Annotated in this window: 28 protein-coding genes; 10 read left to right on the top strand and 18 right to left on the bottom strand. The window is 61.5% G+C overall.

The window, feature by feature from the left end:
* The first annotated feature begins 32 nt into the window (after positions 1 to 32).
* Both EEB12_RS09245 and EEB12_RS09240 read left to right on the top strand, forming a co-directional pair.
* A complete protein-coding gene (locus tag EEB12_RS09245; RefSeq protein WP_019747486.1) occupies positions 33 to 239 on the top strand; it encodes a hypothetical protein in 207 nt (68 codons plus the stop codon).
* Positions 240 to 269: 30 nt separating this feature from the next.
* On the top strand, positions 270 to 1,793 hold the full coding sequence (locus tag EEB12_RS09240) for a hypothetical protein (protein WP_141487664.1): 1,524 nt from the start codon (positions 270 to 272) through the stop codon (positions 1,791 to 1,793).
* A gap of 3 nt (positions 1,794 to 1,796) precedes the next feature.
* On the opposite strand, the gene EEB12_RS09235 is transcribed toward EEB12_RS09240, so the two are convergent.
* Positions 1,797 to 2,549, bottom strand: coding sequence for an IclR family transcriptional regulator (locus tag EEB12_RS09235; protein WP_021333867.1), 753 nt, complete (start codon positions 2,547 to 2,549; stop codon positions 1,797 to 1,799).
* The gene (locus tag EEB12_RS09230) at positions 2,549 to 4,060 is read right to left on the bottom strand and encodes an APC family permease (protein WP_141487663.1); all 1,512 of its coding nucleotides are present in this window, start codon (positions 4,058 to 4,060) and stop codon (positions 2,549 to 2,551) included. Before EEB12_RS09230 ends, EEB12_RS09235 begins: the two co-directional genes overlap by 1 nt.
* Positions 4,061 to 4,298: 238 nt before the next feature.
* On the opposite strand from EEB12_RS09230, the gene EEB12_RS09225 reads away from it, so the two are divergent.
* From EEB12_RS09225 to tatA, 3 genes are read left to right on the top strand one after another with little or no spacing between them, the layout of a single operon-like run.
* Entirely contained in the window at positions 4,299 to 5,879 is a 1,581-nt protein-coding gene (locus EEB12_RS09225) for a flavin monoamine oxidase family protein (RefSeq protein ID WP_041814722.1), read from the top strand.
* Between the two features lie 39 nt (positions 5,880 to 5,918).
* Positions 5,919 to 6,590, top strand: a complete 672-nt coding sequence (locus EEB12_RS09220; protein ID WP_020968713.1) for a Rid family hydrolase — start codon at positions 5,919 to 5,921, stop codon at positions 6,588 to 6,590.
* Entirely contained in the window at positions 6,590 to 6,766 is a 177-nt protein-coding gene (tatA, locus tag EEB12_RS09215; protein WP_019747480.1) for a Sec-independent protein translocase subunit TatA, read from the top strand. The genes EEB12_RS09220 and tatA overlap by 1 nt, the downstream gene beginning before the upstream one ends.
* Positions 6,767 to 6,818: 52 nt before the next feature.
* On the opposite strand, the gene EEB12_RS09210 is transcribed toward tatA, so the two are convergent.
* The 5 genes from EEB12_RS09210 to EEB12_RS09190 form a co-directional block, all read right to left on the bottom strand.
* A complete protein-coding gene (locus EEB12_RS09210; RefSeq protein ID WP_141487662.1) occupies positions 6,819 to 7,433 on the bottom strand; it encodes a class I SAM-dependent methyltransferase in 615 nt (204 codons plus the stop codon).
* Positions 7,430 to 8,188, bottom strand: coding sequence for a PIG-L deacetylase family protein (locus EEB12_RS09205; RefSeq protein WP_030535919.1), 759 nt, complete (start codon positions 8,186 to 8,188; stop codon positions 7,430 to 7,432). Before EEB12_RS09205 ends, EEB12_RS09210 begins: the two co-directional genes overlap by 4 nt.
* On the bottom strand, positions 8,182 to 9,120 hold the full coding sequence (locus tag EEB12_RS09200) for an acyl-CoA dehydrogenase (protein ID WP_019747477.1): 939 nt from the start codon (positions 9,118 to 9,120) through the stop codon (positions 8,182 to 8,184). Before EEB12_RS09200 ends, EEB12_RS09205 begins: the two co-directional genes overlap by 7 nt.
* Entirely contained in the window at positions 9,117 to 9,821 is a 705-nt protein-coding gene (locus EEB12_RS09195) for a glycosyltransferase (protein WP_021343174.1), read from the bottom strand. The genes EEB12_RS09200 and EEB12_RS09195 overlap by 4 nt, the downstream gene beginning before the upstream one ends.
* A gap of 233 nt (positions 9,822 to 10,054) precedes the next feature.
* The gene (locus EEB12_RS09190; RefSeq protein ID WP_020906539.1) at positions 10,055 to 10,822 is read right to left on the bottom strand and encodes a GAF and ANTAR domain-containing protein; all 768 of its coding nucleotides are present in this window, start codon (positions 10,820 to 10,822) and stop codon (positions 10,055 to 10,057) included.
* Between the two features lie 110 nt (positions 10,823 to 10,932).
* On the opposite strand from EEB12_RS09190, the gene EEB12_RS09185 reads away from it, so the two are divergent.
* Positions 10,933 to 11,631 carry a HemK2/MTQ2 family protein methyltransferase gene (locus EEB12_RS09185; protein ID WP_037277350.1) on the top strand — a complete coding sequence of 233 codons (699 nt, stop codon included), beginning with the start codon at positions 10,933 to 10,935 and terminating at the stop codon, positions 11,629 to 11,631.
* On the opposite strand, the gene EEB12_RS09180 is transcribed toward EEB12_RS09185, so the two are convergent.
* Positions 11,588 to 12,637: an iron-containing redox enzyme family protein gene (locus EEB12_RS09180; protein ID WP_020968719.1), complete on the bottom strand. Its 1,050-nt coding sequence runs from the start codon at positions 12,635 to 12,637 to the stop codon at positions 11,588 to 11,590. The genes EEB12_RS09185 and EEB12_RS09180 overlap by 44 nt on opposite strands.
* Here EEB12_RS09180 and EEB12_RS09175 point away from each other — a divergent pair, their 5' ends adjacent.
* Positions 12,638 to 12,877, top strand: a complete 240-nt coding sequence (locus EEB12_RS09175) for a CDGSH iron-sulfur domain-containing protein (protein WP_019747472.1) — start codon at positions 12,638 to 12,640, stop codon at positions 12,875 to 12,877.
* Between the two features lie 128 nt (positions 12,878 to 13,005).
* Here EEB12_RS09175 and EEB12_RS09170 read toward each other — a convergent pair whose 3' ends face one another.
* From EEB12_RS09170 to EEB12_RS09160, 3 genes are all read right to left on the bottom strand, one after another.
* A complete protein-coding gene (locus EEB12_RS09170) occupies positions 13,006 to 13,209 on the bottom strand; it encodes a cold-shock protein (RefSeq protein WP_003943666.1) in 204 nt (67 codons plus the stop codon).
* Between the two features lie 316 nt (positions 13,210 to 13,525).
* Positions 13,526 to 14,503 (bottom strand): YihY/virulence factor BrkB family protein, encoded by a 978-nt coding sequence (locus EEB12_RS09165; RefSeq protein ID WP_020968720.1) that lies wholly within the window; start codon positions 14,501 to 14,503, stop codon positions 13,526 to 13,528.
* A gap of 86 nt (positions 14,504 to 14,589) precedes the next feature.
* On the bottom strand, positions 14,590 to 15,027 hold the full coding sequence (locus EEB12_RS09160) for an STAS domain-containing protein (protein ID WP_141487661.1): 438 nt from the start codon (positions 15,025 to 15,027) through the stop codon (positions 14,590 to 14,592).
* A gap of 317 nt (positions 15,028 to 15,344) precedes the next feature.
* Between EEB12_RS09160 and EEB12_RS09155 the strand changes: the two genes are divergently transcribed.
* Positions 15,345 to 15,593 (top strand): hypothetical protein, encoded by a 249-nt coding sequence (locus EEB12_RS09155; RefSeq protein ID WP_020968722.1) that lies wholly within the window; start codon positions 15,345 to 15,347, stop codon positions 15,591 to 15,593.
* 15 nt (positions 15,594 to 15,608) lie between these two features.
* Here the strand turns inward: EEB12_RS09155 and EEB12_RS09150 are convergent, their stop codons facing one another.
* The gene (locus tag EEB12_RS09150; protein ID WP_223258034.1) at positions 15,609 to 16,328 is read right to left on the bottom strand and encodes a SigB/SigF/SigG family RNA polymerase sigma factor; all 720 of its coding nucleotides are present in this window, start codon (positions 16,326 to 16,328) and stop codon (positions 15,609 to 15,611) included.
* A 95-nt stretch (positions 16,329 to 16,423) separates the two neighbouring features.
* The gene (locus EEB12_RS09145; RefSeq protein WP_141487660.1) at positions 16,424 to 16,858 is read right to left on the bottom strand and encodes an ATP-binding protein; all 435 of its coding nucleotides are present in this window, start codon (positions 16,856 to 16,858) and stop codon (positions 16,424 to 16,426) included.
* A gap of 236 nt (positions 16,859 to 17,094) precedes the next feature.
* On the opposite strand from EEB12_RS09145, the gene EEB12_RS09140 reads away from it, so the two are divergent.
* A complete protein-coding gene (locus tag EEB12_RS09140) occupies positions 17,095 to 17,532 on the top strand; it encodes a hypothetical protein (RefSeq protein ID WP_029254688.1) in 438 nt (145 codons plus the stop codon).
* 9 nt (positions 17,533 to 17,541) lie between these two features.
* On the opposite strand, the gene EEB12_RS09135 is transcribed toward EEB12_RS09140, so the two are convergent.
* From EEB12_RS09135 to EEB12_RS30440, 5 genes are all read right to left on the bottom strand, one after another.
* A complete protein-coding gene (locus EEB12_RS09135) occupies positions 17,542 to 17,853 on the bottom strand; it encodes a WhiB family transcriptional regulator (RefSeq protein ID WP_037120154.1) in 312 nt (103 codons plus the stop codon).
* 191 nt (positions 17,854 to 18,044) lie between these two features.
* Positions 18,045 to 18,716: an ANTAR domain-containing protein gene (locus EEB12_RS09130; protein ID WP_020968724.1), complete on the bottom strand. Its 672-nt coding sequence runs from the start codon at positions 18,714 to 18,716 to the stop codon at positions 18,045 to 18,047.
* A 48-nt stretch (positions 18,717 to 18,764) separates the two neighbouring features.
* The gene (locus EEB12_RS30795; protein ID WP_020968725.1) at positions 18,765 to 18,899 is read right to left on the bottom strand and encodes a hypothetical protein; all 135 of its coding nucleotides are present in this window, start codon (positions 18,897 to 18,899) and stop codon (positions 18,765 to 18,767) included.
* 73 nt (positions 18,900 to 18,972) lie between these two features.
* The gene (locus EEB12_RS09120; RefSeq protein WP_019747464.1) at positions 18,973 to 19,518 is read right to left on the bottom strand and encodes a Dps family protein; all 546 of its coding nucleotides are present in this window, start codon (positions 19,516 to 19,518) and stop codon (positions 18,973 to 18,975) included.
* Between the two features lie 84 nt (positions 19,519 to 19,602).
* Entirely contained in the window at positions 19,603 to 19,761 is a 159-nt protein-coding gene (locus tag EEB12_RS30440; protein ID WP_003943664.1) for a hypothetical protein, read from the bottom strand.
* Between the two features lie 358 nt (positions 19,762 to 20,119).
* Here EEB12_RS30440 and EEB12_RS09115 point away from each other — a divergent pair, with 358 nt between their 5' ends.
* Entirely contained in the window at positions 20,120 to 20,422 is a 303-nt protein-coding gene (locus EEB12_RS09115) for a MerR family transcriptional regulator (RefSeq protein WP_084325759.1), read from the top strand.
* Positions 20,423 to 20,431 lie beyond the last annotated feature (9 nt).

The following is a 20,431-nucleotide window of genomic DNA, read 5'->3' as shown; positions in this document are numbered from 1 at the left end:
AACGGTCGGCGAATCGGGCACAATTACTGAGTATGTGGTGGATTGTCGGAGGCGTACTACTCGTATGGGTCGTGTGTTCCATTCCGATTGCCATCCTGGTCGGACGCGGTATCGCGCGCCGGGACCGCGCAGAATTCGACGGCCGAAATCAACAGTGGGCCGACGAGGTTGTCAGGTCGATAGAGAAGCAATCGGATCAGGACAATGCCGATCGGCGTAAGCCACCACTGATCAGCTGACCAGCTGAACTTTTCCGGAGGTGAGTGGGCGTGGAACTTCCATCCGATACTCCCGACGACGTCGTGGCCGCAGCCGCCGGAGGACCCAGGATTCCGCAGTTCGATCCCACAGTCGGGATTCCGGTAGTTCCGCCTGCGGGAGATGCTCCACACCGGTTGGTGGTCATCGGCGACTCGCTGTCGCAGGGATTTCAGAGCGGGGCGGTCTTCAATACCGATCTGTCGTATCCGTCGATCATTGCTCACCAGTTGGGCTGGCTCGAGCGGTTCCGCTTTCCCCGATACGGCGGTCCGGGCGGGCTCCCACTCAACATCGAACTGCTGCTCCGCACCCTCGAAGAGCGCTTCGGCCCACGGCTCGACCTCTGGGAGGTTCCGCTCGCACTCTTTGCTGCACGCGGGTTCATGGATCAGGTGGAGGACTACTGGGAGCGTGGGCCGGGCAGCGTGGCGCCGACGTTCTCGGCGATCAATCACAACCTTTCGGTCTACGGGTGGGATCTTCGTGACGCTCTGACCAAGACCGCGCATGGGTGTGAGGCAGCCCTGCACGAACCGCACGACGACCTGATCAGCCAGATCGTCGAGAACAACGGCGAACGCGCCGCACTGAGAGTTCTGCCGCGAGGCTCCGAGGCAGAGAAGCGCATGACGGCGTTCGACGCGGCAGCGGAACTGGGCAAGGAAGGCATCGAAACTCTGATCGTCTTTCTCGGGGCCAACAATGCGCTCCGCACCGTCACCGAACTCCGAGTCGAGTGGAGCGGCAACAACTTCCGTGACCCGGACGGCAAGCGCGAATACACGGTGTGGCAGCCCGAGCACTTCGCGTCGGAGTACGCCGAGGTGCTGGCCGCGATCCGCAAGATCAACGCCCAGCACGTCATCCTCTGCACCGTCCCACACGTGACCATCGCACCGATCGCCCACGGGCTCGGCGGCAAGATCGAAATCGGATCCCGCTATTTCCCGTACTACGCGCGACCGTGGGTGCGCGACACAGACTTCGACCCACAGCGCGATCAACACATCACCGGCGCGCAGGCGTGGGCCGTCGATACCGCAATCGATGTGTACAACGACGGAATCGAGCAAGCCGTCGCGAATGCCCGTCGGGTGGGGAAGGACTGGTACCTCTGCGATATTGCCGGGTTGCTCGAGCGCGTGGCCTCACGGCGCTACGTCACCGACGTCAATGCGCGGCCGTCATGGTGGACGCCGTACCCCCTCCCCAAAGCACTGACCGACTTGCAACCCGTGCCGGACTCGCTGTTCCTCTCCGCCGACGGTCGCGGCGGCCGCGCATCGGGCGGCCTCTTCTCGCTCGACGGCGTTCATCCCACGACAGTCGCGTACGGGGTGATGGCGCAAGAACTGGCGAACATCATGGTCACGGCCGGGGTCCAGTTCGACCGCGCCCAGGTCGATTTCGACCGACTCGTCCGACGCGACACCTTGGTGCGCACTCCGCCGCAGAATCTCGATTCCACGCTCGGCGTCATCGGCTGGGCCGACGAGCATCTCGGCTTTGCCAAACGTGTGTTCGGCCTCTGATTTTCAGCTTGCCTTCGACATCGTCGGTGCAACGATGCGTTCCGCGTACTCCCGCAACAGCACGACCAGGTCTACGTCGTCGACGGAAAGTCTGCCGGTCGGACCTATCGCAGCCAAGGCACCGACGACACACCTTTCCGCGTCGTGGATCGGGACGGCGACGGCGGAGCGTCCGACACGAATCTCGTCGACCTCACGGGCGGGCTCGCCGCGCCGGATCCGAGAGAGTTCGAGTTCCAACTGGTCGCCGTCGGTGATGGTGTGTGCAGTGACCTTTCGCAATGGGGCCTCGGCCAATTCGGGTCGGCTGGCGAGGAGCAGCTTCCCGATAGCCGACGCGTGAACGGCTGTGACCAGCGTCCGTTCGCCGCTGAGCTCGTGGTCTGGATCGCGATCGACCAGTCGAATTCTGTTTTCTGCAAACGACGCGAGGTAGACGCCGAACCGTAGCTGTTCGCGAAGTTCTTCGAGGAGCACCGAATTGTCGACGGGGGTGGGTTCGGCGGCAGCCCCGGCCAATTCACGGGTGCGTCGGCCCAGCGCGAAGCCGGAGAGGTCGGCGATCCGAACCAGGTAACCGTCGGCGACAAGGATGTTGAGCAACCGATACGCAGTGGCAGGTGGGATGTCGGCCAGGGCTGCAATGTCTTTGGCGGTGGCTCCCGATCCGAGCCTGGCCGCCGACTCGAGGAGGGCAAGGGCGCGCTGAACCGCTCGGGGTTCGTGCCCACCGAGGTCGCGTGGTCGGCCCACCATCAGCGGGCGCCGGCAGTCGGCTCGCCCACCAGCACGATGTTTCCGGCTGCGTCGGTGGCGAACACCCCAGCTCCTGGTAGTACGTCCTCGGTTTCGGGACTGTCGAACGCGCCGACGTGCAGCAGGCTCTTGGGGCTTCGGCGTCGCAGGTAGAACTGCCAGAGCGTGCCCGAGGTCAGGATCACGAGCACAGCGATCGGTGCAACGTACGCATGGTCGATCGTGTTGGCGTAAACGAGGTAACCGAGAACTATCGCACCGGCACCACTTCCACACGACGCGGCTGCGAGAACGCCGGGAGTGTGCTCTCCGATACGCGTCAGGAAGACAACCGATGCGATCGCCACCAGTGCATAGGCAACGATGACGGCACCGCGAACCGTCAGTCGAACGTCGTCGAAAATCTCTCCGCGCCCGAGAACGGCAAAGGTTCCGCCGCCCAGCAGGACGGTGCAGACCACGGTAGTCAATGCGAAGTAGGGCGTACGGAAGGCACTGTGAACCGAGGCGAACCGGCGGGGGAGTAGGCGTTCGACGCCGAACGAGTAGACCAGTCGCGACGCAGCATTGGACGACGCCATCGACGACGCCAGCCACGAGCACCCCAGACCGACGTTGAGCGCGATGACGACACCTGGACTCACACCCGTCGCTGTTCCGTGGAGATAGGCGTTGACGAGGGTGTCGCTACGTCCCGACCAAGCGGCCCAGCCCGCAAAGATGAAGAGCGATCCACAGATGATCGGGGTGAGAAGGACTGTGCGGGTGACGGTTACCAGCGGACGACGAGCTTCGGGGCCGAAGAAGGCCGCGCTCTCGAATCCGGCGAGAGCGAACACGGCAGCCAGGGCGGTGAGTAACAGCCCGTGGCCGGAGGTGGGCGGAACGATCTGTGCTTGTTGGCTTCCGGAACCGCCTAGAATCATGAGCCCGACGATGAACAGAAGTGAACAGCTTTCGACGACGAGGATCGCGAGAGCAGCAAATCTGACACTTCGAACGAGGGCACCGAGAATCAGCAGGGCTATCCCCAGATAGAGCGCGATGACGTGAAAAGTCCTGTCCACGTGCACACCCGCGAAGCCGAGCAAAGCGATTGCGGCCTGTCCTCCGTGATAGAGCGTCATCACCGCGCTGCCGACGTACTTGACCAGCATGGCGATGCCGGTGGTCAATGCTGCCCGGGTGCCCAGGCCACGAAAGACGAAGCTGTGCAGCCCGCCCGATGCTGCCATTCGGCGCGTGAACTGCGAAACGCAGAAAGCGATGAGCGTCACCAGCACGGTGGCCGCGATGATGGTGATCATCCCGCTCAACAATCGGCCGTGTGTCAGCATGGTGACGGGCAGAACGACCATCGACACAGCAGGGGCGGTGGTTGCCACCGACTGGGCCAGCACTTCGGCGCCCGAGAGTTGCCGACGGCCCAACGCGCGCAGCGGTGATCGCGCCGGGGGCTGCTTCTCGCGCGTGGTGAAGGACCGCGCGATAGCTTCGGTGAGAGCGGACATGTCGCGTCACGCTAGTCCGGTTCTGTAACGCGGATATTGCGGACATGCTTCCGCTGATCGCACTCGGGTGAGAGAGCCCGATGCTGATGCTCGCAGGTTTCTCACTCGGTCCCCACTGACTGTTTCCTGCGCGTCAAGTTCCGGACCCAACGCTCCTGAAGTCTGTGTTCAACACCAACCACCCGGGTCACCGGGAGCACACTGGGGAGCTCGAATGCCATACACACGTAGATCTTTCATGCGCAGTCTGGGAATCACCGGCGGCGCCGGCCTGGCACTCGGTGCTATGTCGTCCATCGGCCTGGCGCCGGCGGTGGCGTCGACGCCGAGGCGATTTCAGGCACCTGCCGCGGGTGACCTGATCGGAAAGGTCAAGGGAAATCACTCCGTCGTGATCCTCGGCGGTGGACCGTCCGGTCTGTGCTCCGCCTACGAACTGCAGAAGGCCGGATACAAGGTCACTGTCCTCGAAGCGCGCAACCGGCCGGGTGGTCGGGTGTGGTCGATCCGCAACGGCACCGAAGAAACCGACCTGAACGGTGAGACACAGACCTGTACGTTCTCCGAGGGGCACTTCTACAACCTCGGTGCGACGCGTATTCCGCAAAATCACAACACCATCGACTACTGCCGCGAACTGGGCGTCGAACTGCAGATGTTCGGAAACCAGAATGCGAACACCTTCGTCAACTACACCGGCAACAAGCCGCTGGCGAATCAGTCGATCACCTACCGAGCAGCCAAAGCCGACACCTACGGATACATGTCCGAGCTGCTGCAGAAGGCCACCAATCAGGGCGCTCTCGACCAGGTCTTGAGCAAGGAAGACAAAGAAGCACTCTCGTCCTTCCTCACCGACTTCGGTGATCTCTCCAGCGACGGCCGCTACGTCGGATCCTCGCGTCGAGGACACTCCGCCGAGCCGGGCGCCGGCCTCAACTTCGGAACCGAGATCGAACCATTCGGGATGAGCGATGTCATCCAGGGCGGCATCGGACGTGCATTCTCCTTCGAGTTCGGTTACGACCAGGCCATGACGATGATGACCCCCGTCGGCGGCATGGACCGGATCTACTACAAGTTCCAGGACGCGATCGGGATGGACAACATCGAGTTCGGCGCCGAGGTCAGCGGCATGAAGAACGTGCCGGAAGGCGTCACCGTCGACTACGTCGTCGATGGCAAAACCAAGTCGATCACCGCCGACTACGCAATCTGCACGATCCCACCGCACCTGATCAAGCGGCTGAACAACAACCTGCCCTCCGACATCCTGCTCGCGTTGGATGCAGCCAAGCCGTCGTCGTCGGGCAAGCTCGGTATCGAATACTCGCGTCGGTGGTGGGAGACGGAGGACCGCATCTACGGAGGCGCGTCGAACACCGACCGCGACATCTCCCAGATCATGTTCCCCTACGACCACTACAACTCCGACCGCGGCGTCGTGGTCGCGTACTACAGCTCGGGTAAGCGTCAACAGGCTTTCGAATCGCTCACCCACCGTCAGCGGCTGGCAAAGGCCATCGCCGAAGGCGCAGAAATCCACGGCGACAAATACACTCGCGACATCTCGTCGTCCTTCTCCGGAAGCTGGCGTCGCACCAAGTATTCGGAATCCGCCTGGGCATCATGGGCCGGCGCGGGAGATTCCCACGGCGGCATGGCAACTCCCGAGTACACCAAGCTGCTCGAACCCGTCGACCGGATCTACTTCGCCGGCGATCACCTCTCCAACGCCATCGCCTGGCAGCACGGGGCCTTCACGTCCGCGCAGGACGTCGTCACCCATCTGCATCAGCGTGTTGCGCAAACTGCCTGACGTGCTTCGTTTTCCATCACTTTCTCTGGAGGTCACATCATGAAATCTCGCAGCACCAAGGTCCTTGCAGCGGCATTCGCCGCCACCGCGCTACTGGGCTTCGCCACGGCCTGCTCGTCCGATGAGGCGGACGCCGAGACCACATCGAGTTCGTTCGTCTCCAAATCGATTCTCGAAGCGGGGCAGGCAAACCCGATGATCGCTCAGGGTGTCGCGATCGGCGGCGACACCGCGATCTACAAGACCAGCGGCATCGGCCCGTCGGCAGGAAACAAGGCGGCGCCGGAAGGTTCGCCGGAGTCGTACATCGACGGCCAGTTCTCCGGCGGAGTTCTGCCTGCCGGGGTCACCGTCACCGAGGCGCAGGGCATCAACGTACTCAAGAAGATCCGCGACAACCTCGAAGCCCAGGGATTGAGTCTCGAAGACGTCGTGACGATGCGCGTCTTCCTGGACAACGCGCCGGGGTCGGACAAGGCCGACTACACAGGATGGAATCGCGCGTACCGTCAGTTCTTCGCCAATACCAATCTCGACACCGGTGATACGGAGCTGGTGCCGATGGGCACTGCCGAGCCGATCGCTCCGATCGAGCGCAACAGCGCTCGGCCCACCCGCTTCGCCCTCGAGGTTGCCGGACTGCCCGTTGCCGGTTGGCTCGTCGAGGTAGAGGTCGACGCGGTGTACCCCGATGGCAAGGAACCCGCCTGATGGGCGCGCTCAGCCCGACCCACTGGGCAATCGTCGCAGTAGTGCTCGTGGTGCTGTTCGGTTCGAAGAAGCTGCCCGACGCGGCCCGCGGCCTTGGCAGGTCGATGCGGATCCTCAAGACCGAAGTCGGTGAACTGCACTCGGATACGGACCTCGCGTTGGAGAAGCGAGACTGACCCCTGTGCGCGGTTGAGGAGTCCCCACACTCCTCAACCGCGCACAGGTCTTCTAGATCAGACCTTCGGAACGCGCTACCGATGGTGGTGACGGCGGACCCTTCACGAAGACATCGATCAGCACGTCCTCGTCCTGGTACGACGCGAACTGCGCCAACCCCGGTGTCTGGCGCACAGCCGAATGAACGGCGTCACCGTTCTGCGGATACTCCGGTACGACGTGACGCCAATGGGCGCACAGCAGCGTTCCACCAGTCTCGAGATGCTCGACGACGTGCAGCATTGCCTCGATCAGCTTTTCGAAGGTCAGGTAGTAGCCGACCTCGCTGATGACGACGAGGTCGAAAGTCTCGTCGGGCCAGTCGTCACCCAACGCCCACAGACGAAATTCGGCATCACGTCCGGTAAGCCGCGCACGGGCGCTCTCGAGTGCGGCCGGGACGATGTCGGTGGCGAGAACGCTGTCGCAGCGCTCTGCCAACTTCTCGGTGAGAACCCCGATCGAGCATCCTGGTTCGAATGCGCGACGGTATCGAGGTTTGGGGAGCATCGCGGCGCTGAGCGCGTACTTTCGCTGCTCGTACCACCGGGATTCGAAGTCCCACGGATCGGATTGCGCCGCATACATCTTGGCGAAGTAGTCCGCGGGAAGCTCACGATCGGTCATACGAACACCGTTTCGTACGGTCGCAGTAGTCGTTCCATCGCATGTCGGGGGAGGATGGGTGCATCCGCGGGATGGTCGGAAAGCGGGGCGATCTGTGAAGTGAACTCATTGGCAGCAGCGGATTTTGCAGCCTGAACGTCGGAGGGCAAGGCCACTCTTCTGGCCCTTTCCCACGGGACTGCTGCATGATCCGGCTCAGCCCAATGCCACGCCCAGATGGGGTACTCGATCAATCGTGATCCAGTGTCCGCGCAGGCCTTCGCCGCTGCCTCCCCGGTGGCTTCATGGTCGGGGTGGCCGTCCCCGCGCCATGTCGAGGCGCACCAGGTACCCGTCGAGGAATCACCGAGAATCGAGCTGAGACGGTCGGTCAACTCCTGTCGGTTCTCCCTGATCTTCCCGTCGGGAAGGCTCAATCGAACCGGTGCGGGAATTCCGAGTACACGCGCTGCTCGATCCGACTCGGACCGCCTGAGATGTTCCATCTCAGGCTGAGTCACTGTTGGTGAATCGGGATGTGAGGCTCCACCGTCGGTGACAGACACCACGTGAACGTCGATGCCGGAAAGCGTTGCGAGAAGAGCAGTTCCACCCAGTCCGAGTATTTCGTCGTCGGGATGGGGAGCGACGACGATCAATCGCGAGCACCCGGTGAGATCCAGTTCCGGAAAGCTGCGTCCCCACTCCTGCCATGTCGATTCGGGAGTGCCGCCATCGTCGACAGGCTTCTGCGCGAACAGTTTCGAGTTCACCACGGCCGTTTCCCCTTGGCCGCAATCCGGCCCAGTTCGGCGAGATCCTTCTCGGCGTGGCTCTGCCGCAAGTAGACGGTGAGGTCGGCTACCCGCGCGGCATGCTCGGCGTCCATGCAGAGCGGTGCGGCGCCGAGAGCGCGTCCCACCCGATCCAGGGTCTCGGTGGCGGCGCGCTCGACAATTGCCCGCACACGGAGTGCCCGCTGCATGGCCTCGGCATTTTCGTCGAAAGGATCGGCGTCGATCTCCGCCGCCGCGACTGCGAGCGCGTTGCGCGCTGCGGCCAGCGCCGCATCGACCGCGCCGAGGTGGGCGAGTAGGTAGGGATCGTCGCTGCTTGCAGCCTTGTCGTACAACGGATCTGCAACGCCGCAGGCACCGCCGTACCAACATGCAGCCACGCCTATCGCGCCGTGCCAGAACCCCGGCCTACTCAGGTAGTCGCCTGCCGTCCCGACCGGTATCGCCGGAACCATGTCGAAGTCGACCGCGCTGGAGTCGCTTTCGGCCATACCGACGGCCTTCCACGAATCGGGAACGGGATGCACCCCAGGTAGTCCGAGCTCAACTGCGAAGAGTGAGGGTACTCCGTCGACCAAGGCGGTGATCAGTGCATGCGTGCAGGTGTTGGCACCGGAACACCACAATTTGCGGCCGGTGAGCGTCCAGATCCCTACGTGCTCAGACGCATTCACCACAGGTTCGGGTGGCTCGGCCGCCCACACTCCCCACAGCTGCCCGGGTTCGGGATCCGGCCCGTCGAGTTCGGTGAGTATCGCGACGGCATCGGTGTGAGCCTCAGCCATCCGCCCGAGAACCACATTCTCGCGCGTGAGCTCTGCCAGGGAGGTCCACCGCGCGGCTGTCGCGCCGCCGCCGGGAAGCGGCAAGTACAGTCCACCTGCGTCCAGGAGTGTGTGTAGTCGTTTCATCGTGCCAGCTCCGCTTCTTCGTTATCGGCGGTCGTACAACCCAGGTTACGGATATGACCGGCAAAGCCGCCCGGAGTTCGGCCGTCGAGACGCGCAGACGTGGTGACCGCAATGTCCTCTGCCCACGCGATACAGGCGCCAGCCTCGCTCAACCGCCGGACGAGATCGACGTCCTCGTCTTCTTCGAGATCGGAGAATCCTCCGACGCTCCAGTACATATCCGCGCGGACACCGAGGTTGGCCCCGTGGACGTGACCGTGTCGACCATATGGATGTGCGTGGTACATACGTTCGTATCGTTCACGAACGGAGTGTGGATGGCCTTCCCAATCCGCGATGCGTACGGTTCCCGCGACGACGTCCGCAGTACGCGCATACTCCAATTGGCGCGCAATCCAGGTGGGGCCGACCACCGAATCTGCATCGGTGGTGGTGAACCACGCCGAAGCTCCCAACTCTCGGCCGAACTCGGAAAAGCCCGTCGCTCGCGAACGTCCGACGTTCTGGTGCTCGACGCGGAGTACTTCGACCCCGTCGGGGATGACACCGGCGGTTCCGTCCGAACAGTTGTCGAGGACGGCAACCAGTCGGACGGGGACAACGCAAGCCGACGCCGCTGTTGCGAGTGCGCGAAGGCAATTGGGGAGGTCTTCGGCTTCGTTGTGGGCGGGAACTACGACAAGAACCTGGTCGATTGGCACAGTGACGATCCTTTCCTCACCCTGGTACGGTCGGGTCTTCTTTCGTCCCGGTTCTCAACAGATAACCACATTTCGGACGAGTGCCGCCGCTCGACCGCCAGCAGTCACGCAGGTCGAAAACTGTTTCGGTGAAACATCTCTGGATGCGTTTGGGAACTGTGACTTCGGGGTACAAGACGAGGTTTTGCGACTGTGCTTTAAGGTGCAAAACGGGGTTTTGCACCGAAGAATCTTCAGAGCCGGCGGTGGCGCACCGAATCGATGAGCATCCGGGCAACCTCGTGCAGTTTCACGTTGGTGTTCTGCGATTGCTGCACAAGACGGCTGAATGCTTCCTCGGCGTCGATGCCGTGGACGGCGATCAGGACACCTTTGGCTTGTTCGATCTCGGCCCGAGATTCCATGGCGCAGTGCAACTGTTCGATGTGCTCGTGTGCTTGACGCCAGCGTCGTGAATCTGCGATCGCCGCGCCCGCACCGGCGGTGAACAATTTCATCAACTCTTCGTCGAAGGCCTTGAACTCTGTCGAGGCGAATCCGTAGACGTTGAAAGCACCGAGCAGTTCGGTGTTCCCTTCGCCCATGGTGATCGGCACGGACAAGTAGGACCGGACGCCTTGTTTGCGGGCTTCGTCGGTGAATTCCGGCCATTCGTCGACGTGATCACCCACCTTTGCCCGAACCGAGGACACCGTGCGCGCGGCGTCAACGCACGGACCACGATCAGCGGAGTGCTGGGCGTCATCTATCTCGGAAAGGTAGTCCGCGGTGGACGCAGCAGTTCGTGGGCCATCGGTGGACAACACAGTCACGCTGACAGCATCGGCGTCAGGCAGTGCTTTGACCGCGGTCTCGGCCAGACGTTGGAGCATGGAGTCGAGATGCTCGTCCGTGTTCAGATTGGACCGGAGTCCGGCAATCGCTTCGGCGAGTGTGTCGAGCGAATCTGCCGCGGAAGCAAACGCCGCGGCTACCTGAGGAGCGTCCGCATTGCCTGTCATGACTCAGGTCTACTCCGCAATCTGCGACGATGTAACCGTTCCGGGCAGTCGATGCTGCGATGTTCGCATGAAATCCGAGGTTCCTGGGTAGCCGCACGCAGCGATGTGCGATGTCGCCTGAAAAAGAGGAGCCGATGATGATCCTGCGTCTACCTGGTGTGTATCGACCGCAACACGACACGTCGTTACTGGCGGATGCGTTGCTGTTCGAGCACCTCACCGCTCGCAGCCGGGTCCTGGATCTGTGCACGGGGACCGGCGCCCTCGCCGTCGCGGCATCGGCGGCTGGTGCAGGCCACGTCGTCGCGGTCGACATATCTCGCCGAGCGTGCGCCAATGCTCGTCTCAACGGAATCCTCAACGGAACCCTTATCGATTCCCGTCGCGGCGACCTCACCGAGGCGGTACACGGCGAACTCTTCGATCTGGTGATCTCCAACCCGCCGTACGTCCCTGCACTGGCAGACGATCTACCTACCACTGGAATCGAACGGGCTTGGGACGCAGGCAAGGACGGACGCGCCCTCATCGACAGGATCGCGGCCACCGTTCACGAAGTACTCGTCCCCGGCGGCACACTACTTCTTCTGCAGTCGGTACTGTGTGGGGTCGACAAGACCGAGGCGATACTCGAGGAACACGGTATGGCCGTGGAGATCTCGGCCCGGAAGTACATTCCCTTCGGGCCCGTGATGCGCGAGAGGCGCACCATGCTCGAGGCACGAGGGTTGATCACCACCGGTCAGGAAATCGAACAACTCGTGATCATTCGCGCAACGAAGTCTCGCCCTTCTCCCAACTCGATGTGAGGTGATCGCCGAGAAGGTCGTCGAACGCGAGGCATGTTGCAGCGCCGAACAAGATGTCATCGGTGCGGTGCGGCTGCGAAGAAGCAAGACCGCCGGCAAGTTCCCGAACGGCGATCTGTTCGTGAACGGAATCCGCTTCCACGTGCTCGTCGTAGAACAGTGTCGCGTCCGAACCGAATCCGAGTCGGCGCAAGCCGGCACTGTACCGTTTGCTCGGCAGCGCCGACGTGGTCTCGACGGCGCACAGGTGCCCGACCAGCGCTCCGAGATGTCGGCGATGAAAACCGAAGAGCGAGAGAGCATTCAACGACGCCAAGGTTACCGCGGGAACTGCGTCGATGTAGTGGCCGTAGCGGTCCGAAAGGCCGACAGCCCGCATGGTGTCGGCAAAAAGACGCGAATGCATTCGCTCTGCGCTGCCCCCTCCGTACTCGTCGCTCTGCACTTCGACGAGGGCTGCTTTGACGGCACCGGAGAGGCGCGAAATTCCAAGGGTGTGCACATCCGCTTCGCGCAGCTGATTGAGCGAACGGTGAATCAGCACCTCCGCGAACTGATCGATTGTGGCGTCCTTCGCCATAAAGGACGCCAGCCCGGGGCCTGCACTGGGAGCCGTCATCGCCCACAAATCGGCTACGACGTCACCGGACGACGGAACCTTTCCCACGAGTTCCACGATGGCGGCCTCGAAATGCGTCTCGAGACGCGACCTCGCCGCGAGCAGGTCCAGATTCCACTCCCACGCGTCCGAGACGTTCTCGATTCCCTGCAAATGAAGCTCGTAGAGGAGCGTCAGAGTCAACTGAGCGTCGTCGTCTCGAAGAATGTCGTAGGTGGGGTCGATGGACTGTGCAACCTCGTACGCGTCAGCGGCAGCCGTAAGCTCCCTCGGATCGGCCGAGGAGCGCAGAATGGAAACGAGAGTGGCGCTCAGTGGGCCGCGAGCCTGTGGAACAGGCATGGAAGTGGGCACGCCAGTGGCCGAATCGAGAAGTGAAGAGGACATATGACCGCGTTTCCCGAATCGTCATCTGCCGAAACACCGAGTGTTGCCGGTAACAACACCACCATAACCGCCTGCTCGGACGGCCCGCTGCTGGTGCGTGGTGACTTCGAGTTGCTCCGTGACGACGGCACTCCGATAGAGAACAAGCGCTCTACGGTTGCTTTGTGTCGATGCGGGCGGACCGGCATTGCGCCGTTCTGCGACAGCTCCCACAAGAAGAAGCGGGCGCGAGCGACGTAACCGGGGCCAACTCGGAACGAGCCGGACCCGTAAACCAAGACGGCCCTGAAACCAAGAAAAGGCTGGATGCCGGCACCGTGCGGTGCAGCGTCCAGCCTTTTCAGTCTGAAGTCAGACTGGGATCGAACTCAGATGGCGCGAACGTTCTGAGCCTGGGGGCCCTTCTGGCCCTGTCCGATCTCGAACTCGACCTTCTGGCCCTCGTCGAGGGACTTGTAGCCGCTGCCCTGGATCTCCGAGTAGTGAACGAACACATCCGGTCCGCCACCTTCCTGCTCGATGAATCCGAAGCCCTTTTCACCGTTGAACCACTTGACACTGCCCTGAGCCATAACCAAATTCTCCTGGATCCATCGAGCCGAGCCCTCCCATCGAGAGTCCGGTCTCACACCTGATCCTGCCATGCTCTTCTTTTTCTGTCTCCAATTACATGCATGGCGAGTTGCAGTATTTGACGGGTTTGTCCCGTTCCGGGACCACGTCGGAAGCAGGTGATTGTTCAACTATGCGCGTTTACCTGCTGTGATGTATTCGTCGCTTCGATGTAGCGCGAAATGACAACACCTGTGTTAAATCTGGATTCGCGGCGCAGAATGCCACCCCGATACCCAGGAGGGGACCAAATACCCAACTCGATCGGGGTCGAGATCAGTCCGAATCGTCGGGTTTGGTGTGCCCGTCGAACGTCACATGGATGTTCTCGTGGGGAACCGCGCGTTGGGCTTTTGCTTGATCGGCGAAGGTACGCCGATCGCCTTCGATGAGTTCGGTGTTGTCGGTGAACGGAGCCAACAACGCCCGCGGATGGAGTTTGTCGACTCGCACGACGTTGATTTCCGCGCACATGACGATCGCGGCGGCAGCGAGGAACAAGAAGGCCAACAAACCCAGAACGATGGCAAAGACGCCATTGGTGGTCGAGGCACCCCGCACCACGGAGGTCACGTAGAGGGCACCGAAGGACTGAAGTGCTTGCCAGAGAACAGCAGCGGCGATCGCTCCAGGCGCCACATCGGCTACCGAGAGCGGGCGGGCGCAGGTGAGCCGGAAAGCGACGATGAAGATGCCTGCATTCAAGACGACTACCGCAAGGGTCAACAGGAAGCTGAACGAACCGCCCAGATGAAGCGCACCGCCGATGTTGGAGACAGCGGTGGTCCCCAAGATCGCGAGACCGATGGTGCCCAGGAGCAGTAACCCTTGAAGACGCCCGCGGATGGGATCCGGTCGCATGTTTCGGGGCACCGACCACACCGTGTTCATCGCATTCTGGCAAGCCAGAGCGACACCGAGGCCACCGTAGAGACCACCGACGATTCCGATCACCAGCCCTGTGACACCGCCGCCGATCTGTTGCGCATTGCCCAGATCGTCACCGATCACCGGAAACTGATGCAGAGCGGAGTCCAAGATCTGTTGCTGAAGCTCGGGGTTGCCAGAGAGCACGAAGCCGAGAATGGTCGAGAGCAACAGAAGAAGAGGGAAGAGCGAGACGAAGCCGTAGTACGCGATCAGCGCGGCGAGATAAACACCTTGATCGTCGAGGAACTTGTAGAGGACCGCTATCGGGAACCCCAGGGCCGGATGCTTCTGTTGCAAGGCATCGAGGCGCTTGGCGATTGTCATTCTCGGTCTCTCTCAGCTCGTCGGACAGCCCGACGAACCTTAGTCGCTGCGAGCGCGCGGCGCTCGACGCCGGTGCAGGCTTGGCGTCAGGAGGCTTCGAGTGACTTTTCTGCTTCGGCGAGCGCGCGCATTGCTCCCTCGACAGAGTTGGCGACCGGAAATTCCTCTTCCGCCCGTGCGGCCCGAAGCAAGCGTCGAAGCGGGTGTGACCCGATGACGGACCACTGGAAGTCGTGCGCTCGTGAACGGGAGTTCAGTTCGGCGAACAGTTCGAGACAGACCGCACCGACGAACAGTGAGTTGGACAGGTCGAGAATGACGCGGGACCACTCCGCAGCGTACGAGTTGAGAAGTTCTCTCAGTTCTGGGGCGGACAGTTTATCGAGGTCGACGTCGACCTGGATCAGGACTGTCGAGGGTGCTATCCGCCAGGCCGCGAAGCCTTGTGTGTCCACGATCGGACCCAATTGTGTTGAGGGATCGACGAAATCGATCGCTGTGTGGTCGAGTTCATTCAGATTCATGGCAGATCCGGTCTGTGTGCTTTTCGTCGAAAGGCTGACGACCGACCTGGCGGCACGGAAAGTGGAAGAGTCCAGGTGTGGAAAGCATTGAGCCCAATGGATGTACGCAGGAAGTTGTGACCTGAATCCAGAGTCCTGATGCGAACCGAGCGCCAGCGGCTTCAGCCCCGGCTGTATTCTCAACCTCGGTATCGCTCAGTGTAGCTCGAGGGCTTGGATCGGTCCAGGCTTGTAGTCGAACATTAAGCGGTGCAATGTTTTTGGCTCGACACTTCGGTATGGTTGGGGATCAGCGCCACCTGACGAAGGGATTTCAGATGAACGACCGCGATGCACTCACGGCCATCTCGACCAAGCTCGACACACTGATCGGCGCGGAGACCAACGGTCTGCAGGACGAGGTTCCGCCCGGTTCCAGTGTTCAGCGCACCGAGCAGGACGGCGAGCACGGCCGGTGGGGGCACGATTACCGCCTCGCCAACAAGTATCTCGAGGCTCTCGACATCGGCCAGCCCGGGCTCATTGACCGAGACGAGATGGAACGTCTTGCGCAGGAATACATCTGATCCTGGGGACCTACTTCAGAAGATTTCACCCATCTCGGTGCGCAGCTGCTTCAGTGTCTGAGTGAGGATTCTGGATACATGCATCTGAGAGATGCCGATCTTTTCGGCAATCTGGGACTGGGTGAGATGACCGAAGAATCTGAGAACCACGATCGTGCGCTCGCGCTCCGGTAGTGCAAGGAGCGCGGGTCGCAGGGTTTCGTGATTGTCGATCCGACTGATCGCTTCGTCGTACTGTCCCAAAGTATCGATCAGAGTCAGTCCGCTCCCGTCGCCGGCTGACGCGGTGTCGAGCGGTGTGGTTCGATATGAATTTCCGGCGGTCAACCCCTGTTCGACCTCGTCCGGCTCGATGTCGAGCTCCGTCGCAAGTTCCGCTACCGTCGGTGCACGGCCGAGCGTCTGCGACAACGACGTGAGCGCCCGGTTGAGGGCGAGATGCCGTTCCTGAAGGCTGCGAGGTACGCGTACGGACCAGCCGTGATCGCGAAAATGCTTGCGCACCTCACCCATTACGGTGGGGACTGCGAACGACAGGAAATCCGATCCTTTGTCTACGTCGAATCGCTGCACAGCCTGTACCAACCCCACGCGCGCAACTTGTTCCAAGTCCTCGAAAGGCTGGCCGCGCCCCTGGTAGCGACGTGCAACGTGGGTGGCGAGCGGTAGGCACAGTTCGATGATCGAGTTGGTGATCTTTTCTCGGGTCGGGTCATCCGGCGGAAGCGAGGCCATCGAGACGAACAATTCGACAGCTAGTTCGTACTGGTCCTTCTTGTCCGGTGGTACAGCCTTGTCCGGTGGGACAGTATCGTCCGGTGGGACAGCGGTCACGCACGCTCCTGGAGCAAGCCCTTTTCAAGCGTCATCGTCAGGGTGATGTGACCGTCCGCGTCGATTTCCGATTGCTCCAAACGGACCGAGTCGACCAGTGCTTCGAGAACGAACCATCCGAAGCTGTGGAACTTGTCGGGTATTTCGGAGTGCGCGATCACCGACACGACGATCCGAAGAGTGCGACCGTAGGTCTCGAATCGGCAGGTCAAGTCGCTGGACGGTATCGCATGGCCGATGAGGATGCTCGCGACTTCGTCCATCGCCAGAGCAAGGTCGGCTGTCCCGTCGACGTCCAATCCGGTGTTGTTGGCAACCGTGCGGGTGATTCCGCGCAGAGTCGGCAGTTGGGAGTACGACGCTCGGACGCGGAGCGAGGCAATGGAGTCGTGAGTAAGTTCGGCTTCGGTCGGACTCGACAGAGGAATCAAGGGGCTTCCTGTAGGTAGATGTGGCGTAATTCCGGCGGACCGAGGCAAGGAACGGTACCGGCCATGCGTGCCAGCCATCTCTACCCCGGAAGTATTCATGGCCTTCGATTACCCTTCGCCCGGCGAAGTAATCCTCTTTACCCGAACTAGAGGATGAATTGTGAGACACATCACCTGTGGTGCGCTCGTACCGAATCCCATCTTTCATTTGTGACCCGTTCGGGTACGTCCGTTTCATGGGCACTCAGGCGGACAGGCAAATCCCCGTACACGCACGACCGGAAGGCGTCACGGACGACGAGGTGAAGGCAGCGGGGGTGTTGTCGAACGCCCTCGAAACGGTGGAGCGGGCGCGAGGCGCTCTGTACGACTTCCATCAGCTGATCGGACATGCAGATCTGATGCTCGACGAGGTCGTAGAGCTACTGCGAACCAGCGGTAACGACGAGCTGGCCGATCAGGTCGAGAAAGAGTTGATGGGCCGGAACGTGGTCGAAGGGCGCTGGACCTTCCAGCTGGTCGAGGAGTTCGACGAAAACTACTGGTCCTTCTTTCGCGAATGCGAACAGGTGGTGCGTGACAAGCTGGCCGGTGGAGTGCCGCACCTCTTCGAAGCCGAGATGAAGGAGCGACGCCGCACGCACGGTTTACGACATCACGAGGCCAGGCCCTGAGGTTGCCACCTACTCCGGTGAGTTCGCAGCGGCACTGATCAGTGGTTCAGTTCGACCTTTACGCAACGATTCTCGTTCGGTCGCGGTCATGCCGCCCCAGATACCGTGGGGTTCCCCGGTCTGGATGGCGTGCACGAGGCATCTCTGAACGACAGGACACCTGGCGCACACCAGCTTCGCCGAACTCTCGCGTTTCGCTCGCCTGGAGCCGCGCTCGTTCGTGTCGTCGTAGAACAGGGCGGGGTCGGTGTCGCGGCAGGTGCCGGACAGCTGCCAATCCCACTCGTCGGCAAGGGGCCTGGGAGATGTGTAGGAGCGCATGAACATGGACGTTCCCTTCGCTGCGTGACGAACTCGACTCGGATCGGGGATCCAGGTCGGGTACTAAGGCAAAGCTCGGTCCCGCCGGCCTGAACCGGCGGGACCTTCGAGGCTCCTCCCTCGAGGGGGAAGATTTCGGGGGTACCTCTGGTCGGTCATTACCCAGCCGTACAACCTTTGAATCCCGGTCGTCAGGAATTCTTTTGATCGACGGCACGTCTCTCTGCTGCGGCGACAAGACCACCGGCGATGTCGCGCACCTTGACGTTCCATTCCTGCGACATCTCGACCAGAAGGTCGAAGGCTTGGTCGGCCGAGCACTCGCGCTCGGCCATCAGTAATCCCTTGGCCTGCTCGATCACGGGCCGAGAATCCAAAGCTCTTCTCAGTTCGTCGTTTTCCGCGCGAAGGCGGGTGAGGACGTCTGACGCTGAACTGGACTGCTGAGCCTGGGGTCGTTGAACCTCGTACACACGATGAAGCACTCCGATCACCCTGCCGTCATCATCGGTGACGGCGGAATTGACCGTATTCCAATAGCGCGTGACAAACAGCCCACTACCTCGCTCATCGCGCACGTCGTAACGCTGAGTCGGCAGTGCGTCCCGAGTTCTGGAGTGCATCGTGCGCTCGAATGACGCTGTCAACGAGAAGATTCCGTCGGCAAACGAGTCGTCGGGATTGTCGGGGAAGGCTTCGAACACTTCCACTCCGTGCAACTGATCGAGGCTGCGGCCGGACACGGCAAGGTATTCGTCGTTTGCGCCCTGGATACGGAAATCGCTGTCCACGAGCAGAAGAGAAGAAGTGCTTGCCGCAAATCGATCGCTTCGAACGATCGAGCGGAGAGTGCTCGAACTCATGATTGTGTCGTTTCTGTCCTGTCTTCGACGGCTGCGGCCCCTGATATTTCAGAAGTAATTGATCGCGAGAACTCCAAGGGCGGTGCCTGCCACGATCGATCCGAACAACAAACGCTGTTGCAACACGAACATCTGATACTCGCGACGCGTTTGTGCCGACGTGCCGCGCGAGTCCGCAGACATGCTCTTGCCCTTTCCTGTTGTGGGGATCGCGATTTCGGCCGACCCCCGATCGGCCGAAATCGCGGACGGAGCGTCAGTTCTGACGCGCCTCGTTTGCGGCATCCTGCTCGGTGGACGCGCCTTCGTGTACGAGGCTGCCGCCGGAGTTCTCGAGGTGCGCACGAACGAACCACTGGAACTTCTCCAACTGTGCCGTTTGGCCGATCAGCATGTCTTCTGTGATCGGATCGATCTTGCCGACGTTGTCGATTGCAGTGCGGCTGTCGGTGATGACCCCGGTGTAGACGAGGTCGAGCGCAGCCAGATGGGCGCGAGCGTCGTCGCGGCCGACGGAGTAGTCGTCCCAAGTCCGATCGCGCTCGATCGCTCCCGCTGTGCCCTTGGGGGAGTTGCCCAGTGCCGCGATACGTTCCGCCACATCATCGGCGTAGCCGCGAACCAGCTCTACCTGTGGGTCGATCATCTCGTGCACGCCGATGAAGTTGGGTCCGACGACGTTCCAGTGGACGTGCTTGAGCGTCAGATGAAGGTCGTTGTAGGCGCTGAGGCGTTCCTGCAGAATATCGGCGACGGACGAACCGTCTGCGCTGCTCAGTCCCGGTACGGTGAACTCGGACATATGTTTTCCTCTCGTCTTGATGGGGATCGCCCGCGAACGGGGCGGTCTCGCGCCATCGTCAATCGGATCGCGTGTCGGTCAGGTTCAGTGCGCGAGTGCTACTGGCTCCTCTGTCACCGGGTCGCCGTACATCATCGCGATTCGGCGCTTGACCTCTTCGGTTGTCAAAGTCGCGCTTGCAACAGTGATTCCGATGCCGGTGGTGCTCTCGCCCTGTGTGGGCGGGATGTCGATCGTCGTCATCTTGCTCCCGGTGAAGAGTGTGCCGTGAGGGAGTCGGCTGAACCACCGACTCCGACGTCTGGGTGTTCTACACCTTCGAGTGCCGGTTATGGCGCTTTCAAGTGCTACAAAATCTATATCAGCCGATGTAGATAATTGGCAAGGCTACTTCGATTCGACAGCTAAAGGAAGCTCGCTGTGCGATCTTGTCGAAATCGGCTTTGATCTGCCATTACATGCCTTCTCGGCTCGACGATTTTTGTCATGAGTGGCCCTGGACACGCTTGAATCTATGTCCTGGGCGTCAGATTCACTGCGTGATGATGCTAAGGTCGGATGACGCCGATTGAGACAGCCGACACCGAACTAGGAGGTTCCAGTGACGTCGGAATCCCAGACCCGGGCGCTGCGCGGCGTATACGGGATCTCAGTGATGTCAGAACTGTCCGGGGTAGGACCTCAGACGCTGCGCCTTTACGAGCGAAGGGGCCTGCTCACACCAACCCGCACGGATGGCGGTACACGCCGGTACAGCGAGGCCGACCTGGATACGCTCGGACGAATCACCGCGCTGATCGACGACGGAGTCAATCTTGTCGGTATCCGTCTGATTCTGTCCCTGGAGGCCGAGAATGCAGTCTTAGCGGCTCGAATCAGCCAGTTGACCGACGAGGGTGACTAGTAGCGTTGC

The organism is Rhodococcus sp. WS1, from assembly GCF_003797745.1.
Taxonomy (GTDB): Bacteria; Actinomycetota; Actinomycetes; order Mycobacteriales; family Mycobacteriaceae; genus Rhodococcus_F; species Rhodococcus_F erythropolis.
The sequence above is the reverse complement of the archived record's forward strand: the minus strand, read 5'-3'. Positions and strand labels throughout refer to the sequence as shown.

What these genes read in the sequence shown, in the direction of transcription:
- EEB12_RS09245 (WP_019747486.1), top strand. Translation starts at nt 33, where the DNA reads ATGTGGTGGATTGTCGGAGGCGTACTACTCGTATGGGTCGTGTGTTCC.
- EEB12_RS09235 (WP_021333867.1), bottom strand. Translation starts at nt 2,549, where the DNA reads ATGGTGGGCCGACCACGCGACCTCGGTGGGCACGAACCCCGAGCGGTT.
- EEB12_RS09230 (WP_141487663.1), bottom strand. Translation starts at nt 4,060, where the DNA reads ATGTCCGCTCTCACCGAAGCTATCGCGCGGTCCTTCACCACGCGCGAG.
- EEB12_RS09225 (WP_041814722.1), top strand. Translation starts at nt 4,299, where the DNA reads ATGCGCAGTCTGGGAATCACCGGCGGCGCCGGCCTGGCACTCGGTGCT.
- EEB12_RS09220 (WP_020968713.1), top strand. Translation starts at nt 5,919, where the DNA reads ATGAAATCTCGCAGCACCAAGGTCCTTGCAGCGGCATTCGCCGCCACC.
- tatA (WP_019747480.1), top strand. Translation starts at nt 6,590, where the DNA reads ATGGGCGCGCTCAGCCCGACCCACTGGGCAATCGTCGCAGTAGTGCTC.
- EEB12_RS09210 (WP_141487662.1), bottom strand. Translation starts at nt 7,433, where the DNA reads ATGACCGATCGTGAGCTTCCCGCGGACTACTTCGCCAAGATGTATGCG.
- EEB12_RS09200 (WP_019747477.1), bottom strand. Translation starts at nt 9,120, where the DNA reads ATGAAACGACTACACACACTCCTGGACGCAGGTGGACTGTACTTGCCG.
- EEB12_RS09190 (WP_020906539.1), bottom strand. Translation starts at nt 10,822, where the DNA reads ATGACAGGCAATGCGGACGCTCCTCAGGTAGCCGCGGCGTTTGCTTCC.
- EEB12_RS09185 (WP_037277350.1), top strand. Translation starts at nt 10,933, where the DNA reads ATGTCGCCTGAAAAAGAGGAGCCGATGATGATCCTGCGTCTACCTGGT.
- EEB12_RS09180 (WP_020968719.1), bottom strand. Translation starts at nt 12,637, where the DNA reads ATGTCCTCTTCACTTCTCGATTCGGCCACTGGCGTGCCCACTTCCATG.
- EEB12_RS09175 (WP_019747472.1), top strand. Translation starts at nt 12,638, where the DNA reads ATGACCGCGTTTCCCGAATCGTCATCTGCCGAAACACCGAGTGTTGCC.
- EEB12_RS09170 (WP_003943666.1), bottom strand. Translation starts at nt 13,209, where the DNA reads ATGGCTCAGGGCAGTGTCAAGTGGTTCAACGGTGAAAAGGGCTTCGGA.
- EEB12_RS09165 (WP_020968720.1), bottom strand. Translation starts at nt 14,503, where the DNA reads ATGACAATCGCCAAGCGCCTCGATGCCTTGCAACAGAAGCATCCGGCC.
- EEB12_RS09160 (WP_141487661.1), bottom strand. Translation starts at nt 15,027, where the DNA reads ATGAATCTGAATGAACTCGACCACACAGCGATCGATTTCGTCGATCCC.
- EEB12_RS09155 (WP_020968722.1), top strand. Translation starts at nt 15,345, where the DNA reads ATGAACGACCGCGATGCACTCACGGCCATCTCGACCAAGCTCGACACA.
- EEB12_RS09150 (WP_223258034.1), bottom strand. Translation starts at nt 16,328, where the DNA reads ATGGCCTCGCTTCCGCCGGATGACCCGACCCGAGAAAAGATCACCAAC.
- EEB12_RS09140 (WP_029254688.1), top strand. Translation starts at nt 17,095, where the DNA reads ATGGGCACTCAGGCGGACAGGCAAATCCCCGTACACGCACGACCGGAA.
- EEB12_RS09135 (WP_037120154.1), bottom strand. Translation starts at nt 17,853, where the DNA reads ATGCGCTCCTACACATCTCCCAGGCCCCTTGCCGACGAGTGGGATTGG.
- EEB12_RS09130 (WP_020968724.1), bottom strand. Translation starts at nt 18,716, where the DNA reads ATGAGTTCGAGCACTCTCCGCTCGATCGTTCGAAGCGATCGATTTGCG.
- EEB12_RS30795 (WP_020968725.1), bottom strand. Translation starts at nt 18,899, where the DNA reads ATGTCTGCGGACTCGCGCGGCACGTCGGCACAAACGCGTCGCGAGTAT.
- EEB12_RS09120 (WP_019747464.1), bottom strand. Translation starts at nt 19,518, where the DNA reads ATGTCCGAGTTCACCGTACCGGGACTGAGCAGCGCAGACGGTTCGTCC.
- EEB12_RS30440 (WP_003943664.1), bottom strand. Translation starts at nt 19,761, where the DNA reads ATGACGACGATCGACATCCCGCCCACACAGGGCGAGAGCACCACCGGC.